Below are 15,698 nucleotides of genomic sequence, written 5' to 3' on the forward strand. Positions count from 1 at the left end.
CGAGAATTATTCCGGTGCAAGAAGTTTTTTATGCGATTAAGCGATGGTTTCAGATTCAGTCACGATCATATCGACCGGAATATCGTGGGGCATGCGGGGAATGCGGTCTGTCAGCTGGCAGTCAAAGAGAAGCGACACGGTACGGCCTTTATAACCGGAGAGGTACCGATCATAATATCCTCCGCCGTATCCGATTCTGAAGCCTTCCCGGTCAAAAGCCACGCCGGGCACAATCACAAGGTCAATGTCTGTTTGGGCGGCTTTTTCCGTCTGGCTCTCGATCGGTTCACTGAGGCCCGCATATACGGTTTCCAGCTGATCATACGCAGAAAATGTACGGAACTCCATCGCTCCCGTCTGCGGAAAGCATTTTGGGATACAGACTTGTTTTTTCTCTTTCCAGGCCTGTACAATAATCGGCTGTGTCGGAATTTCCAGACGTGTCGAGATGGTAACGGCGATCACGCGGGCCTGTTTCCATTCTTTTAAAGAAAACAGCGTTTCACGCATGCTGCGGCATTTTTTCTCCCATTCACTTTCTGTCATGTCAGAAAGCTTTGCTTTGATAGCGGTTCTGATTTGTGCTTTCACGTTTCTCAAACCTCCCTGAAAGACAAAAAAGCCAGAACTTTATTGAAAGCTCCAGCTTTTTCCGCTGTTTTAAACAGCTTATTTTGTTTCACGGTGTAACGTAGATTTTTTATCACGTGGGCAATATTTTTTAAATTCAACGCGGTCCGGATTGTTGCGTTTGTTCTTTTTAGAAATATAGTTACGCTCACCACATTCAGTGCAAGCCAAAGTAATATTAACGCGCATTATTTTCCCTCCAAACTAAATATCATTTACTTATTCAGACTTATATATAATACCACTATAATGGACGGAATGCTAGAGTGATTTACATGAAATGTTGTTTAAGTGCAGAAAACATCAGTTTATGCTTCTGATCCTCTGAATGAGCTTGCGTCAGATGAAGGGAAAATATGACGAAACAGGACAAAAAAGGACTTTCTGATACGAAATCTATAGAGAAATAACCGTTTGCTCCCCGAATAAAAAAGATTTCCCGACAAAATTCCGTTTTTTTCTCTATTTCCTTTAGAATGGCGGCGTTTTATGGTATAAAAAAGAAGGGCAAATTAATAATAGAAGGTGATGAAACGTGGAAATTGCTATTATTGCGTTGTTTATCGTCAGTATAGCGCTTATTGCATTCTCATATTCTCAAAGAGATCCGATGAAAGACGTGGAACAGGAGCTTGAAACGCTTCAGCTTTCCGCCATGCAGGAAATTTACAAGTTGAAAAAGAAAATGACGGTGCTTGAAGAAGAATTGCTGGAAACCAACCTCGTGATCCGCAAAGCCAAAAGCAGCGGCATTAACCAAAAAATCGCCAAACAAATCATTTCAAAATATAACAACGGAATGTCTGCGGAAGCCATCGCAAAAGCGGAGCACGTGTCTGTCGAGGACGTCAATACCATTATTAAAGATAATGAGAAGGTGCTCGTATGACAAAACGGGGCATTCAGGCTTTTGCAGCAGGCATGATTTTAGCGACGGCCGTTCTCGCCGCTGTCTTCTATTTGACTGACCATGACCAGGCAGCCGCCGTTAAAACCGAAAAAACAGCATTGACAGAAAAAGAAGTAAACAGCTACCTCGACGATCAGCAAAAAGTCTCCGTCAACCGAGATGACTATCAAAAACTGCTTGATTCTAAAGAAAAATCGTTAAACAACGACCAAAACACAGACGCCAAAAAGAAAAAAGTAACATACAAACTGACGATTAAAGACGGAATGAGCACTGCTGATGTGTCATCCATTCTTGAAAAAGAAGGGATTATTCCTTCAGCGAAGGACTTTAATGATTACGTCATTGACGCAGGCTACCATAAAGAAATCCGCGCCGGCCATTTCAAAGTCGACTCAGATATGAGCTTTAAAAAAATCGTCAAAACATTAACCCGCTAAAAAAGCTTGCAGGCATCGTCCATTCAGATGGATACGGCCGGCAGGCTTTTTTAATAGGCAGTATAAAACGGACCCGGTCAATGGCCGGGTCCGTTTTTTTCATCCGAATTTTCCGGTGATATAATCATGTGTTTTTTGATGATCAGGCTGAGAAAATATTTTGCCCGTATCGCCCCACTCTACCAGTTCGCCCATATAGAAAAACGCGGTTTGATCAGAGACCCTCGCAGCCTGCTGCATGTTGTGCGTCACAATGACGATTGTATACTTTTCTTTCAATGTCAAAATCAGCTCTTCTATTTTCCGCGTGGACACCGGATCAAGAGCGGACGTCGGTTCATCCATCAGAAGGACGTCCGGTTTTGTGGCGAGCGCCCTTGCGATGCACAGCCGCTGCTGCTGACCGCCTGACAGTGAAAGCGCCTGCTGGTGAAGGCGATCTTTCACTTCATCCCAGAGCGCAGCTGCCTTTAAAGATTCCTCGGCGATTTCAAGCAGTTTCTTTTTATTTTTTTCGCCGTGAATTCTCGGACCGTACACGACATTCTCAAATATTGACTGGGGAAACGGATTGCCTTTTTGAAACACCATACCGATCTGTTTTCTTAATTCTGCCGCATCCGTCTTTTCTTTCAGCAGATTGCGCCCGTTATAGATCATGTCGCCTGTCACTTTGACATTCGGGGCCATTTGCAGCATTAAGTTTAATGTTTTAATAAAAGTGGATTTCCCGCAGCCGGACGGACCGATGATCGCAGTTACCTTCCGCTCCTCAAAACCGATCGTAATGTCTTTTAAAGCCTGATGGGTTCCGTACCATACGTTCATGCCGTAAATATCAAATAAATTCTGTGTGTGCACCGCTTCCTTCACAAGACTCACAGTCCTTCCCCCTATCCGAACTTTCCGTTAATGTAGTCATCTGTCTTTTGCGCTTTAGGACTCGTGAAAATTTGTTCTGTCTGCCCGTATTCCACCACTTCCCCGTTTAAAAAGAAAGCCGTTCGGTCAGACACCCTCAGCGCCTGCTGCATGTTATGCGTAACGATAATAATCGAATAATCTTTTTTCAGTTTTGTCAAAAGCGACTCGATTCTGGCGTTTGAAATAGGGTCCAGAGCTGAGGCCGGTTCATCTAAAAGAAGTACGGCAGGTTTCATCGCAAGCGTACGGGCGATACAAAGACGCTGCTGCTGGCCGCCTGATAACGAAAGAGCCGATGAATGAAGCCGGTCTTTAACTTCATCCCAAAGCGCCGCCTTCGTTAAGCTTTCCTCGACCGCATCATCCAAAACGGCTTTCCTGCGTTCCCCCGCATACTTCAGCGCATGTGTGATGTTATTGTAAATGGATTTCGGGAACGGATTCGGTTTTTGAAACACCATACCGATCTCCCGTCTGAGAGACACGACATTAATCGCTTCCCCCAAAATATTCAGCCCCTCATAAAGGATCTCTCCCTCGCTTCTTGCAAAAGGGATGGCATCGTTCATTCTGTTAATCTGTCTCAAAAATGTTGATTTCCCGCAGCCGGACGGACCGATCAGAGCCGTCACCGCATGTTTTTCAATATCCATGTTTACATCTTTAACCGCTTGTTTGTCACCGTAATAAATTGATAAATGCTTCACTTCCAAAATTGAAGACTCCGGCGAACGCTTTGTCTGTTCCGCTTGTTCCCTGATGATGTGATCAATCATGTTTTCGCCTCTTTCCGATTAATTTGCCGTAAGCTTTTTATAAATGACAGATCCGAGCCATCTTGCACAAAGGTTAAACAAGAGCACCGAAATCACCAGCACCGCGGAGCCGCCGTTTGCAATCGCTTCGGCGTCAGGGATGATTCCCTGCGTATTGACACTCCATATATGAACCGCCAGCGTCTCAGCCGGCCTGAAAATGTTGAAAGGCGATGATTCAGAAAACGGGTTCAAATCCGCAAAATTCAGCCGCGGCGTTGTCAGTCCCGCTGTAAATAACAATGCGGCCGCTTCTCCGAATACTCTTCCGGATGCGAGAATGGCTCCGGTTAAAATCGAAGGAATCGCACTCGGAACCAGCACCGTTTTGACGGTATGCCATCTCGATACGCCTAAAGCGAGAGAAGCTTCTTTCAGCTCCTTAGGAACTGCAGTGAGCGCGCCTTCCGTCACCCGGACCATAACGGGAAGGTTAAAGACCGTTAATGCGAGCGCGCCCCCGATAATCGTGTAGCCCCATCCGGTCAGGTTTACAAACATCAGCATGCCGAACATCCCGATGACAATGGACGGAAGCGAAGACAGAACCTCAATACACGTTCTGATAAAATCAGTGATTTTATTTTGGGGCGCATATTCAGCCATAAAGACGCCGCCCCCCACACCAAGCGGTATCGTGATCAGCATGGTGATAAACAGAATGTAAAAGGAATTAAAAAGCTGATCCCGTATTCCGCCGCCTGACGCAATGGCGCTCGATTTTGACGTAAGAAAATGCAAGGAGATTTCAGAGACGCCGTGAATAAGAATGTACAAAAACAATCCTGCCAAAATCGCCGCGATTACAGCGGCGCATAACCCGAATACACCGGTGGCCAATTTATCCGTTATTTTCCGGTTCATTACACTTTCCTCCTAGACGACAAGTAGCGTATGAGCAATATAAACAGAAACGACATGATGAGAAGAACGAGCCCCATAGACCATAACGTATTATTTTCAATACTGCCGTATGTGGTATGGCCCATGTTTAACGTAATAATCGTCGTTAATGTTCCCGCCGTATCAAGCAGGCTTTCCGGCAGAAGCTTTGTATTTCCGATAACCATCTGTACGGCGAGTGCTTCTCCGAACGCTCTTGCCATCCCGAGTACGACAGCGGTCAGCAATGTCGGAAACGCCGCCGGGATAAGCACCTTTCTGATTGTCTGCCACCTCGTCGCACCAAGCGCATATGAACCGTCGCGAAGATGTTTCGGAAGTGACGCAAGCGCATCAGCGGAAATCGATGTCACAGTCGGCAGAATCATTACCGAGAGTACGATCGTCCCCGCCAGAAGGCTGTGACCCGTTCCGCTTGATTTAAAAGAGCCGATAAACGGAACCAATACTGTAAGACCTATGAATCCATAAACGACGGACGGAATGCCGACAAGTAGCTCAATTACCGGCTGCAGCACCTTTTTTCCCCAAGTCGGCGCAATTTCCGTCATAAACACGGCACCCGCAATACCGAGGGGCGCTGCGATCAGAGCGGACAGAACCGTGACCGCAAATGATCCGAAAATAAAAGGCAGCGCGCCGAACTCAGGTTTTGCCTGGGTTGGATTCCAATTCAGACTTGTTAAGAACTCAATCGGGCTTACACCATTTACAAAAAAAGATTGCAGCCCCTTTATGCCGAGAAAAATTGTGATCGCCGCTGATGCCGCAATGATAATCGCGGCACACACAGACACAATCACCCTTCCGCGGACTTCATCCATTTGCCTGTTTTGTTTTGAGCTTATTAAGCGTTCGCTTACAGACTCTTTTTCTCTGTGATTTATCATTTGTTTACACTCCTATAAAGAAGAAGAGGCGGGGAGCCCGCCCTCCCCTCAGCTTTGCTTGCCGTTTGCGTCACGTGTGACTTTCATTTCAGAGATCGGAATGTAGCCTTGATCTTTTACGATACTTTTCTGTACTTCATCGCTGTTCATATAGTCAAGAAACGTTTTTGTAAGGCCTGACGCTTCACCTTTCGTATAAGAGTGCTCGTAAGCCCAAATCGGATACTCGCCTGTGACGACGTTTTTCTCTTCCGGTTTGATGCCTCCGATCGATAAAGGCGTTACTTTGTCATCGTTTATATAAGAGAATGCCAGATAACCGATAGCTCCCGGCGTTTCCGCAATGATTTTTTTGACTGTATTGGAGGAATCCTCTGTAATGCCCTCAGCAGGATCTGCTCCGTCAAGCGCGTATTTGACGAACGTAGCGCGTGTTCCTGATGAATCAGGACGGTTCACGAGTGTAATTTTTTGATCTTTACCGCCAAGCTCTTTCCAGTTTTTAATTTTTCCTGTAAAGACGTCTGTCAGCTGTTTTTTGGTTATATCCTTTACGCCCGCACCGGGGTTGACCGCAGCCGCCATCGCCACTACCGCTACTCGGTGGTCTTTTAGGGCTTTTGCATCAATGCCTTCTTTTTCTTCAGCAAAGACATCTGAGTTGCCGATTTGCACTGCCCCTTCAGACACTTGCGAAAGACCTGTTCCTGAACCTCCCGCTTGCACCTGCACATCAGCATCCGGATGTTTTTCCATAAACTTTTCCGCCGCTGCCAGTACTAACGGCTGCATGGCTGATGAACCAGAAATGGTTAAAGAACCTGATGCTTTTTTATCCTCACTTGCAGATTGACTGTCTGTCTTGCCGCTTTCCTTTGCATTTCCGCATGCTGCAACAACAATCATAACAGCAGCCATCAGAAGCATAAGCATCCATTTGTTTTTTTTCATTTCCTGAATTCCCCCTGCATTTAATGTGTAATTTGTCCTACAGGTCTAGACTAAAGGGTTCTTGTAAAATGCGTATAAATCAAGTGTTAAGGTTTTGTAAATCCGGATGTTTTTTTGTATAAAAAAAACGCTCACAAGTTGTGAGCGTTTTTCTGTTAGTGATTTGTATTGCCGTTTTCAGCGTCTTCCTGAATTTTATCTTCGTTTTTCTGCTTCGTATTATTATCTTCTTGTTTCTTTTTCAGCTCAAAGTATTTGTCCAGAGCTGCTCTTCCTATATCATCCGTAATCGAATATCGATCGCTGTAATTAATATAGGCCCAAGGAACGACTACAGAAATAGCCACTTCCGGATTATCAGCAGGTGCATATGCGACAAGAGTCGTGTTATATGTTGCTTCACCCGTCTCTGATTTGTCAGGACCGTCATAGAAAGATTGCGCCGTACCCGTTTTACCGGCAGGACTGTATGTCGCCGTCGCAAAATCAGTTGCGGCTGTCCCTTTCGTCATGACGCGTCTGAAACCTGCCTGCACTTCTTTAATGTCTGCATTATTCATATCAATCTTGTTCAGTACTTGAGGCTGAACAGACTCTACAACGGCTCCGATTCCTTTTTTCGAATCAGGCTGCCTGACCTCTTTTACAAGCTGAGGCTTCAAACGATAGCCTCCATTGGCGATTGTAGATACATACTGCGCCATTTGCAGCGGTGTAAACGTATCATACTGTCCGATGGCAAAGTCTAACAGAAGACCGGAAATTCGCTGTGACCCTTGGTACCCGGTCGCTTCATTCGGGAGATCAATTCCCGTCTTAACTCCGAGTCCGAACTGATTGAAGTAATATCTGAAAGTATCGAATGCCTTCATATCAAGCGGCAGGGACTGGCCTTTTTTGTATTCCCCTTTACCGACGGCAATCGCCGTTTTGAACATGAACACGTTTGACGATTCCTGAAGCGCTTTTTGGATATCTACGGGACCTAAATTCGTCCATGATTTTTTCGGGTTTTTGCTTCCCTTGAAATACATAGGTTCATCCTGGAAAACGGTGTTCAAATTAATCGCGCCCGTCTGCAGTCCGGTCAACACCGTCGCTCCTTTGACCGCCGATCCCATTGCGTAGGAGGAAGTCATTGCGCCGAGGGCATAATCATTAATTTTGTACTTTCCATGGTCATTCGTAATCTGTTTGCCGGCCATCGTCAGCACTTCTCCGTTTTTCGGGTTCATCATGACGACGAAGGCCCGATCAAGAAGCTTCGTGCTCGGTCTCGCTTTTGCCGATCTTAAATTTTTCTCAATGATTTTTTCAACGGATTTCTGCAGGTCCATATCAATGGATAAAACAAGGTCTTTGCCGGCCTGTCCTTTTGAAATCACTTTGCTGCCCGTGACATTTCCGGATGAGTCGGTTAAGTTCTGCACTTTCTCTTTTTGACCCTGCAGCAGGCTTTCATATTGATATTCTAAATAGCTTTTTCCGACTCTGTCATTCCGGCTGTAGCCGAGTGACAGATAGTGATCCAGCAGGTTGGACGGAAGACCTTCGTTCGAACTGGATACACTGCCGAGCAATGTCCGGATCAGGCTTTTATAAGGATAAGACCGTTCCCAGTCAGACGTCACGTCAACTCCCGGCAGTTCATCTAAATGTTCGCTGACGACGGCCATTTCTTTTGCCGACACGCCTTCATTTTTGATGTATTGAGGCGTCAGGGAGTAGCCTGAATCCATCTGCCTTTTGATCGCAAGGATCTGCATGTCTTTAGAAGTGAGCTCATTCAGTTGTTTGTCTGTGATGCGTTTCAGCTGAAGCTGATATAAATCATCGTCAGACAGTTTTTTGTCTTCAGCTTTTTGCTTTTCTTCGGCCGTAATCAGTTTTTTCGCTTCATCAGGCCTCGTTAACATCCAATAGTCTTTTTTATCCCGCTCAGTCACCTTTTTGGTGCTTACCTTAATCATACCCGACAGTTTTTTTGCGATTTTCAAACGCTGCGCCTGGGTGGTTGAGGCTGAACGTGTATATGTAATCGCATTTAATGCTTTATTCGTTACGATGGGATTTAGGTTCCGGTCGTATATTTTCCCTCTCGGAACCGCCGTGCTGACATCAGACTCCTCTTGCTTATTAGCGGCGTTTTTATAATCATCACCCTGAACGATCTGCTTGATGCCAAGCTCGACGATAATCCAAGTGAAAATAAGAAACGCGGCCAAAAACAAAAAATTAAGCCGGATCGGCAGTGATTTTTTCTTTTCTTTGTTTACAGCTATTTTCTTTTTATTTCTCCTCATGACATCACCTTTTCTTATTTACAGAAAGAAATGACACCTTCTGTTCAGGTGCCATTTTTCATTCTAAAGGTTTTTTCGATATTTTTCTACAGATAACCCTTTTATCTTTCTCCTTTTATAAAATTCGGTTCCGCCGCCTGTTTTTGTCGGTCTTCTTCTACTGTTTCATCAGAAGTTTCCGTATCCAGTTTGATGTCTTTTATATAGTAATAAATCAGCGGATGCCCGGCTCCGAGCAGCACGAGCGCCGCCGGTATTCCCACTTTTTCCTTGAACAATGTAACGATTACAAGGAAACAAAGGATGGAAACGATCCGGCCCGCATTTAAAAATAACTCCCTGAGCACAATGTATTCAATTCTGGCTTTTCTGGCAAGCCGCGCCCGGCCTATCACATCATATGTAAGCGAGACATACGGCACGAGCAGAACTGGATAGCCGATCGCAATAAACACTCCGTACAAAAGGAGCGTCGTGAAGCTCATTTTAAAAATTATGAGAAACAGGGCGCCGTACAAGATCAATCCGCCGATAAGAATCGCCTTTTTCCGCGCTCTTTTTTTGATGAGCCTTGATGCAAAATAATAGGCAAAAAAAGAAACCGCGGAATTGACGAGACCGAATGTTCCGAGCGCCAGCTCACTGTTTGTCGCAATGAATACAAATACGCTGATTAAAAAAACAAAAATCCCTTCTCTCAAGCCTTGAAAAAAGTGCGCGTTGGTAATCCGGCGCCAATTCAGATTCGTGTGGCGCTCATCAAAAACTTTTTTCAGCATAAACCGGCCTTTCGACTCCCTCCGCTTCAGGAAAAAGCTCATGACCACGGCAAGGGCAAATAAGCCGAGCGACAGGCTGAAAATGATTGTATAACCCGTATTGTTTTCAAGTCTTGAAATGACATATCCGGCCACAATCGGACCGATCATGCCCGCCGATGATGACAAAATGCCTAAAAACCCGTTAAAAAAATCTCTCGTTTCCGGTTCCGTGATTTCGAAAGTCAGCACATTAAAAGCCAGCCAGTAAAAGCCGTATCCAACTCCAAGCACGGCCCCTATCAAAACGAGACGGGAAGCCGCAGTTTCTCCGGCAAGCAGCACACTTAAATAAAAAGCGGCCAAAAAGATAACGCCGAACCTGAGAATAAACACCCTGTCAATTTTTTTAGCCAGCCGGCCAGCCAGCAGAAAGGTAACCGGCTGCATCGTCACGACCGACAAATTGTATATGGCCAAATCAATAAATTTTCCCGACTGCTTCCACAAATACACGTTGACAAATGTATTTGACAGCGCGATGCCCAATGAGTAAAGGCCGCCAATCGTCAATAACAGCAGCAGCCCTTTATTTATTTCGATGTCGCCGATAATTTTTTTTATTTTGCTCATCATTGACTCCCCTTTACTACACATTAGTTTGTCTCACTCAAACTGAGATATGTAAAAGGAATCAAAGTCAATAAAAAAACAAGGCCTCCCGCGGGAGACCTTGTGATCATTCAACTCAATTATTTTGCTTCGCTGTAAAGACGGGCAACTTCATCCCAGTTCACAACATTCCAGAAAGCTGAAATGTAATCAGGACGGCGGTTTTGGTAGTTCAGGTAGTACGCGTGCTCCCAAACATCAAGGCCGAGAACAGGTGTTTTACCTTCTGAAAGCGGTGAATCTTGGTTTGGCGTGCTTGTAATTTCAAGTTTGCCGTTGTTTACAACGAGCCAAGCCCAGCCTGAACCGAAACGGCCTGCAGCTGCTGCCGCGAATTTTTCTTTAAATTGATCGAAGCTTCCGAACGTGCTTTTGATCTCTTCAGCAAGCTCACCAGTCGGTTCGCCTCCGCCGTTCGGAGATAAAAGAGTCCAGAATAAAGAGTGGTTTGCATGTCCGCCGCCATTGTTGCGGACTGCCGTGCGGATGTCCTCCGGCACTGCATTCAAATCAGCAACAAGCTCATCTACAGATTTCTCTGCAAGCGCTGATCCTTCGATCGCTTTGTTGAGGTTTGTCACGTATGTGTTATGGTGCTTCGTATGGTGAATCGTCATCGTTTCCTTATCGATATGAGGTTCTAAAGCATCATAAGCGTAAGGCAATTCTGGAAGTTTGTAAGCCATAATTTTTTCCTCCTTTAAATATATGTACTGAAATGCCGCTTAACGCGAACTTTTCTAATCTCAATGTAACAAAAGAAAGCGTGGTAATCAATGAAAAAGCTCACAATCCGGCGATTCCAGCAGACATATTACACTTTATCCGTTCACGGCCGAAATTAAACCTTTCTAAAGCACCGTCCATAAGAAATATCCGATCATAAAGAGCTGAATGACGCCTTTTGCCGCCACGCTTGTTAAAAAGCCGATTAACGAGCCGAGCCCCACTTTTGCCGCGGACTTGATATCCTTTTGATGAACAAACACCTCAGCGCAGAGAGCACCGATAAACGGGCCTAATATAATGCCTGCCACGGGAATAACGAAGGGCCCGATCAATAATCCGATCGTGCTTCCCCAGATTGCCGCCCTGCTTCCTCCGTACCTTTTAACGCCAAGTAAATTTGACACATAGTCAGCTGCGAATAAAACGGCCGCAAATACCGCCTCAATGAGCCAAAACAGGTAAGAATAAGGGCTGAAGGAAAACAAAAATCCGTAGAGAAGAAAACCGGCCACAATAAAAATAACGCTTGGAATCACCGGATATACAAGTCCGATAAAAGCAATGACGAAGACCGCAATGATCATCAGCCAATACAAAACACTCATGACAAAAACACCCTCCTTTGTTTTGCGGGCGATCACAGCTTCCCGCTTTGTCTTATTATGTATGATTCCTTATCACCGCTTTAAATACTCTCACTTGTGTTCATCCCCTGTGAACGATACAATAAGCAACATATACCAGTTTAGGCTAGGAAGTGAAGATGTTGAACATATTTACGGCTTTATTGAAAAGTACATACTCTCCGGCGGATATTGCAAAAACACGGTTTCAGGGGATAGGAAAAGCGATCCTTTATGTATTTTTGCTGTCTGTCCTTTTTACGCTGCCAAGCGCTTATTACCTTTGCTCCGGCACCGTAAACTCAATGAACGGTTTCAAAACCGTGTTAAAGAAAGATTTCCCTGATTTCAGCATTTCAAACGGAGAATTGCAGACGAAAGCGTCCGCCTCTAAGGAAACGGAAGCGAACGGGTTCGTCATCGTGTTTGATCCGACAGATGCTTACGGCGCGAAACAAATAGCGGCGAAACAAAACGCGATCGGCATTTTGAAAAATAAAATGGTGCTTGCTGTAGACGGACAGGCGACAGAAATGAATTATTCGCTGATGCCTGCTGATATCACAAAAAAAGAAATCATATCAGCATTAAACCAAAATAAAACAATGATCGTCACCGTCCTGTCCGTTCTGCTGTTCATCATGACAGCGGCCGGAAAATTCATTGAAGTATCATTTCTCGCCGTCATCGGACTGATATTGAAAAATGCGCAAAGAAAGACATTGAATTACCAGCAGCTCTGGAAGCTTTCGGCTTATTCCATTACACTTTCGACCATATTCTTTACAATCATGCGCGCGCTTGTTATTACGGTGCCGAGTGAATTTTTAGTGAATTGGTTTGTAAACTTTATCATCCTTTTCCTCGTCTTAAAAGAGATACCGCCAAGAAAAACAGCTGTGTAACAAAGACTGCCCCCGGCGGTCTTCTTTTTTGTCATGAACAAAATGGGACAAGCATACAATGAAGTAAAAATGTATGCGGGAGGCGGTTGGAATGAAGCGGCTTACTTTTGTATTCGGCAGTTTATTTGTGATATTCATTATCTTTTACGATCTTAAAATCGGCACGATCCCTTCTCAAGACCTTCCAGCATACGCAGCGGCGGCACAGCCAGCCCGACAGGAATCTTCATACAGAACGGTTACGGTCAAAAAAGGCGATACGGTGATGTCGATAGTCGGCGCACATAAAGCGCCAGATGATATTGCGCAAGATTTTGAAGCGCTGAATCCGAATGTAAAAGCAAACGCCATTCAGGCAGGCACCGCTTATAAATTCCCCGTCTACCGCAATTAAACGTTAATTTCTTGTCAGTTCGGCAAATACACTGTTACAATATAACATGTAAATAGAAGTTGCCTGACATGTAAAAGGCTCAGCCTGCAAAAGCGGTAACTACAATTAAGGAGCGATTGACAAGTGAGTGAAATCACACATCGTACAAAAACGCGTCCCGTCAAAGTGGGACCTTTAACAATAGGCGGAAATAACGAAGTCGTCATTCAGAGTATGACGACGACCAAAACACACGACGTAGAAGCAACAGTTGCGGAAATCAACCGTTTAGCCGAAGCCGGCTGCCAAATTGTCCGGGTGGCATGTCCGGACGAACGCGCCGCTAACGCGATTGCCGACATCAAAAAACAAATTTCCATCCCTCTCGTTGTCGATATTCATTTTGACTACAAGCTTGCATTAAAAGCAATTGAGGGCGGGGCCGACAAAATCAGAATCAACCCGGGAAACATCGGCCGCCGCGAAAAAGTGGAAGCCGTCGTAAAAGCAGCGAAAGAAAAAGGAATTCCAATCCGGATCGGCGTAAACGCGGGTTCTTTGGAAAAACGCATTTTAGAAAAATACGGCTATCCGACTGCTGACGGAATGGTTGAGAGTGCGCTTCATCATATCAAAATCCTGGAAGACCTTGACTTTCACGACATCATCGTCAGCATGAAAGCGTCTGACGTCAATCTAGCCATAGAAGCATACGAAAAAGCTTCAAAAGCATTTGATTATCCGCTCCACCTCGGAATTACAGAATCGGGCACGCTGTTTGCCGGAACGGTAAAAAGCGCGGCCGGACTCGGAGCGATTTTAAGCAAAGGAATCGGAAACACGCTCCGGATCTCTCTGAGCGCCGACCCGGTTGAAGAAGTAAAAGTAGCCAGAGAACTGCTGAAATCATTCGGTCTTGCTTCAAACGCGGCTACGCTTATTTCATGCCCGACATGCGGACGGATCGAAATTGATCTCATCAGCATCGCAAATGAAGTGGAAGAATACATTTCTAAAGTCAAAGCGCCGATTAAAGTAGCCGTTCTCGGATGTGCCGTTAACGGACCGGGCGAAGCAAGAGAAGCTGATATCGGGATTGCCGGCGCGCGCGGCGAAGGACTTCTTTTCCGCAAAGGCCAAATCGTCCGCAAAGTCCCTGAAGAAACCATGGTCGAAGAGCTGAAAAAAGAAATCGACAAGCTGGCAGAAGAACACTACGCAAAGCTTGAAGCGGAAAAAGCAAAAGCAGAACAAGAAACACAAAAAGCTTGACGGATATTCCGCCAAGCTTTTTTTGCGTTGTGTTAAAAAAACGGTGTAATGAAGATGCCGAGCACAAGGGAAACAATACCGATTCCCATCGCCCATCCGCCTAAAGCGCCTGCTCCTCTTCTTCTGGCGATATAGCCGACGATAATGCCGCATGCCCCTAATAAAACAGGGAGCACAAACAGGGAAATGATAGAAATAGCCAATGCTGCATACCCTATCCCCCGGCCTTCACTTACTCCGTCCCGATTATCATCACGGTCTGCTGCCCGGTCAGAAGCACGATATGGCTCTGAGATTTCGGCCGCTGTTTCTTCTGAATAAACATCACGCGTGATATCGGTTCCTTCCGATCCATGATCCACGTAGTAGTCGTTGCCTTTTCGATTTTCGTAATCGTATGCCACCTTCAATTCCCCCTTTTTCTTTTATGAAAGGAGCTTTTTTAGTTTCCGCGTTTTTTACGGATTCATGTTTGCTAAACTTTTCTGGTATTGTTAATTGTTTATGTTACACTTGAAGGGATGAATTTATAGGAGTGTGGACATGTTACGGTTAGGTATAGATATTGACGGCACAGTTACGGCACAGGATACATTTGTCCCTTATTTAAACCGCTCATTTCATCTTTCCATTACCTTGGATGATATGACTGATTATGATCTGACGAAGCTTTTGAACATTACAGACGAGGAATTTTGGGAATGGATGAACGTTCATGAAGCAGCCATATATAAAGAAGCGAAGCTCGCGGAATTTGCCAAGCAGGCACTGGACGGACTGAAAGAAGAGCACCGTCTGATCTACATTACGGCAAGACGCGGCCACTTAGAAGATGTTACACTGGACTGGTTTGCAAACCGGGACATTCATTACGATCACATTGAGCTTGTCGGAGGCCATCACAAAGTGGAAGCCGTCAAAAAACACGGCATTGATTTATTTTTCGAAGATCACCACGGCAATGCGACAATGATCGCAAAAGAAGCAGGCATTCCGGTTATCCTTTTTAACTCCCCATATAATCAGCTCCCCATCGATTCCAATATTATCAGGGTGCAGAATTGGCTTGAAGCCGTCGCCTGGATTAATAAAAACAAACACAGCTTTCAGCATGTTAAAAGCTGAAAAAAACCTCCTGTATAAGCAGGAGGTTTTTTATCGGCACGCCGGACAGGTGCCGTAAATTTCAAACTTATGGCCGCTGATTTCATACCCTTCCAAATCATCGTGCAGCTTATCCATCGGACAGGACTCAATTTCCTTCGTTTTCCCGCAGGTTAAACAGATAAAATGGTGATGATGATGGGTATAAGAGCATGTAAAACGGAACAGTTTTTCTCCGGAAAGCTCCGTCGTTTCCAAAATGCCGAGTTCTTCATATAACGAAAGATTTCTGTATATGGTATCAAAGCTCAGACCCGGATAGTCGTCATTTAATGCGGCAAGCACGTTTTTGGCGGTCAGATATTTATCAGAATCAGCAAAAAGCTGCAGCATGTCTTCTCGCTTACTCGTATATTTATACCCTTTTTCTTTCAGCAGGTTCAACGCTTCTTGTACGTTCATGAGGACCTCCCCTTTACAACACGGTATCGCTCCA

At 45.1% G+C, this 15,698-nt stretch carries 19 protein-coding genes; 6 read left to right on the plus strand and 13 right to left on the minus strand.

Annotation, left to right across the window (positions count from 1 at the left end; translation table 11 throughout):
- Positions 1-36: 36 nt before the first annotated feature.
- Both JNUCC22_RS11770 and rpmG read right to left on the minus strand, forming a co-directional pair.
- Complete coding sequence (locus JNUCC22_RS11770; protein ID WP_150941317.1) at positions 37-591, minus strand: 5-formyltetrahydrofolate cyclo-ligase; 555 nt, start codon at positions 589-591, stop codon at positions 37-39.
- Between the two features lie 78 nt (positions 592-669).
- On the minus strand, positions 670-819 hold the full coding sequence (rpmG, locus tag JNUCC22_RS11775; protein WP_003153056.1) for a 50S ribosomal protein L33: 150 nt from the start codon (positions 817-819) through the stop codon (positions 670-672).
- Between the two features lie 346 nt (positions 820-1,165).
- On the opposite strand from rpmG, the gene JNUCC22_RS11780 reads away from it, so the two are divergent.
- Positions 1,166-1,519, plus strand: a complete 354-nt coding sequence (locus JNUCC22_RS11780; RefSeq protein WP_003153047.1) for a hypothetical protein — start codon at positions 1,166-1,168, stop codon at positions 1,517-1,519.
- Positions 1,516-1,980 (plus strand): endolytic transglycosylase MltG, encoded by a 465-nt coding sequence (locus tag JNUCC22_RS11785; RefSeq protein WP_007408308.1) that lies wholly within the window; start codon positions 1,516-1,518, stop codon positions 1,978-1,980. The genes JNUCC22_RS11780 and JNUCC22_RS11785 overlap by 4 nt, the downstream gene beginning before the upstream one ends.
- 99 nt (positions 1,981-2,079) lie before the next feature.
- On the opposite strand, the gene pstB (JNUCC22_RS11790) is transcribed toward JNUCC22_RS11785, so the two are convergent.
- The 9 genes from pstB (JNUCC22_RS11790) to JNUCC22_RS11830 all read right to left on the minus strand — a co-directional run bounded on the left by pstB (JNUCC22_RS11790) (position 2,080) and on the right by JNUCC22_RS11830 (position 11,530).
- Positions 2,080-2,862 (minus strand): phosphate ABC transporter ATP-binding protein PstB, encoded by a 783-nt coding sequence (pstB, locus tag JNUCC22_RS11790; RefSeq protein WP_039063320.1) that lies wholly within the window; start codon positions 2,860-2,862, stop codon positions 2,080-2,082.
- 11 nt (positions 2,863-2,873) lie between these two features.
- Positions 2,874-3,680 (minus strand): phosphate ABC transporter ATP-binding protein PstB, encoded by an 807-nt coding sequence (gene pstB / locus JNUCC22_RS11795; RefSeq protein WP_038464096.1) that lies wholly within the window; start codon positions 3,678-3,680, stop codon positions 2,874-2,876.
- An 18-nt stretch (positions 3,681-3,698) separates the two neighbouring features.
- Entirely contained in the window at positions 3,699-4,583 is an 885-nt protein-coding gene (gene pstA, locus JNUCC22_RS11800) for a phosphate ABC transporter permease PstA (RefSeq protein ID WP_039063321.1), read from the minus strand.
- Positions 4,583-5,512: a phosphate ABC transporter permease subunit PstC gene (gene pstC / locus JNUCC22_RS11805; RefSeq protein WP_012117997.1), complete on the minus strand. Its 930-nt coding sequence runs from the start codon at positions 5,510-5,512 to the stop codon at positions 4,583-4,585. The genes pstA and pstC overlap by 1 nt, the downstream gene beginning before the upstream one ends.
- A gap of 48 nt (positions 5,513-5,560) precedes the next feature.
- The gene (locus JNUCC22_RS11810) at positions 5,561-6,463 is read right to left on the minus strand and encodes a phosphate ABC transporter substrate-binding protein (RefSeq protein ID WP_216061749.1); all 903 of its coding nucleotides are present in this window, start codon (positions 6,461-6,463) and stop codon (positions 5,561-5,563) included.
- Between the two features lie 155 nt (positions 6,464-6,618).
- A complete protein-coding gene (gene pbpA, locus JNUCC22_RS11815) occupies positions 6,619-8,766 on the minus strand; it encodes a penicillin-binding protein 2A (RefSeq protein ID WP_216061750.1) in 2,148 nt (715 codons plus the stop codon).
- A gap of 101 nt (positions 8,767-8,867) precedes the next feature.
- The gene (locus JNUCC22_RS11820; RefSeq protein WP_216061751.1) at positions 8,868-10,157 is read right to left on the minus strand and encodes an MFS transporter; all 1,290 of its coding nucleotides are present in this window, start codon (positions 10,155-10,157) and stop codon (positions 8,868-8,870) included.
- A gap of 119 nt (positions 10,158-10,276) precedes the next feature.
- Positions 10,277-10,882 (minus strand): superoxide dismutase SodA, encoded by a 606-nt coding sequence (gene sodA, locus JNUCC22_RS11825; RefSeq protein ID WP_003153025.1) that lies wholly within the window; start codon positions 10,880-10,882, stop codon positions 10,277-10,279.
- A gap of 165 nt (positions 10,883-11,047) precedes the next feature.
- The gene (locus JNUCC22_RS11830; protein ID WP_007408301.1) at positions 11,048-11,530 is read right to left on the minus strand and encodes a DUF456 domain-containing protein; all 483 of its coding nucleotides are present in this window, start codon (positions 11,528-11,530) and stop codon (positions 11,048-11,050) included.
- A gap of 161 nt (positions 11,531-11,691) precedes the next feature.
- Here JNUCC22_RS11830 and JNUCC22_RS11835 point away from each other — a divergent pair, with 161 nt between their 5' ends.
- From JNUCC22_RS11835 to ispG, 3 genes are all read left to right on the plus strand, one after another.
- Positions 11,692-12,453 (plus strand): DUF1189 domain-containing protein, encoded by a 762-nt coding sequence (locus JNUCC22_RS11835; protein ID WP_012118003.1) that lies wholly within the window; start codon positions 11,692-11,694, stop codon positions 12,451-12,453.
- A 91-nt stretch (positions 12,454-12,544) separates the two neighbouring features.
- Positions 12,545-12,847, plus strand: a complete 303-nt coding sequence (locus tag JNUCC22_RS11840; protein WP_007408299.1) for a LysM peptidoglycan-binding domain-containing protein — start codon at positions 12,545-12,547, stop codon at positions 12,845-12,847.
- Between the two features lie 132 nt (positions 12,848-12,979).
- Positions 12,980-14,098, plus strand: coding sequence for a flavodoxin-dependent (E)-4-hydroxy-3-methylbut-2-enyl-diphosphate synthase (gene ispG / locus JNUCC22_RS11845; protein ID WP_169510269.1), 1,119 nt, complete (start codon positions 12,980-12,982; stop codon positions 14,096-14,098).
- Positions 14,099-14,130: 32 nt separating this feature from the next.
- On the opposite strand, the gene JNUCC22_RS11850 is transcribed toward ispG, so the two are convergent.
- Complete coding sequence (locus JNUCC22_RS11850; protein ID WP_087920773.1) at positions 14,131-14,508, minus strand: DUF308 domain-containing protein; 378 nt, start codon at positions 14,506-14,508, stop codon at positions 14,131-14,133.
- A gap of 133 nt (positions 14,509-14,641) precedes the next feature.
- Between JNUCC22_RS11850 and JNUCC22_RS11855 the strand changes: the two genes are divergently transcribed.
- Entirely contained in the window at positions 14,642-15,223 is a 582-nt protein-coding gene (locus JNUCC22_RS11855) for a nucleotidase (protein WP_007408297.1), read from the plus strand.
- A 30-nt stretch (positions 15,224-15,253) separates the two neighbouring features.
- Here JNUCC22_RS11855 and JNUCC22_RS11860 read toward each other — a convergent pair whose 3' ends face one another.
- On the minus strand, positions 15,254-15,664 hold the full coding sequence (locus tag JNUCC22_RS11860; protein WP_003153018.1) for a zinc uptake transcriptional repressor Zur: 411 nt from the start codon (positions 15,662-15,664) through the stop codon (positions 15,254-15,256).
- Positions 15,665-15,698: the final 34 nt, after the last annotated feature.

It is taken from the genome of Bacillus sp. JNUCC-22, from assembly GCF_018861275.1.
Lineage (GTDB): Bacteria > Bacillota > Bacilli > Bacillales > Bacillaceae > Bacillus > Bacillus velezensis.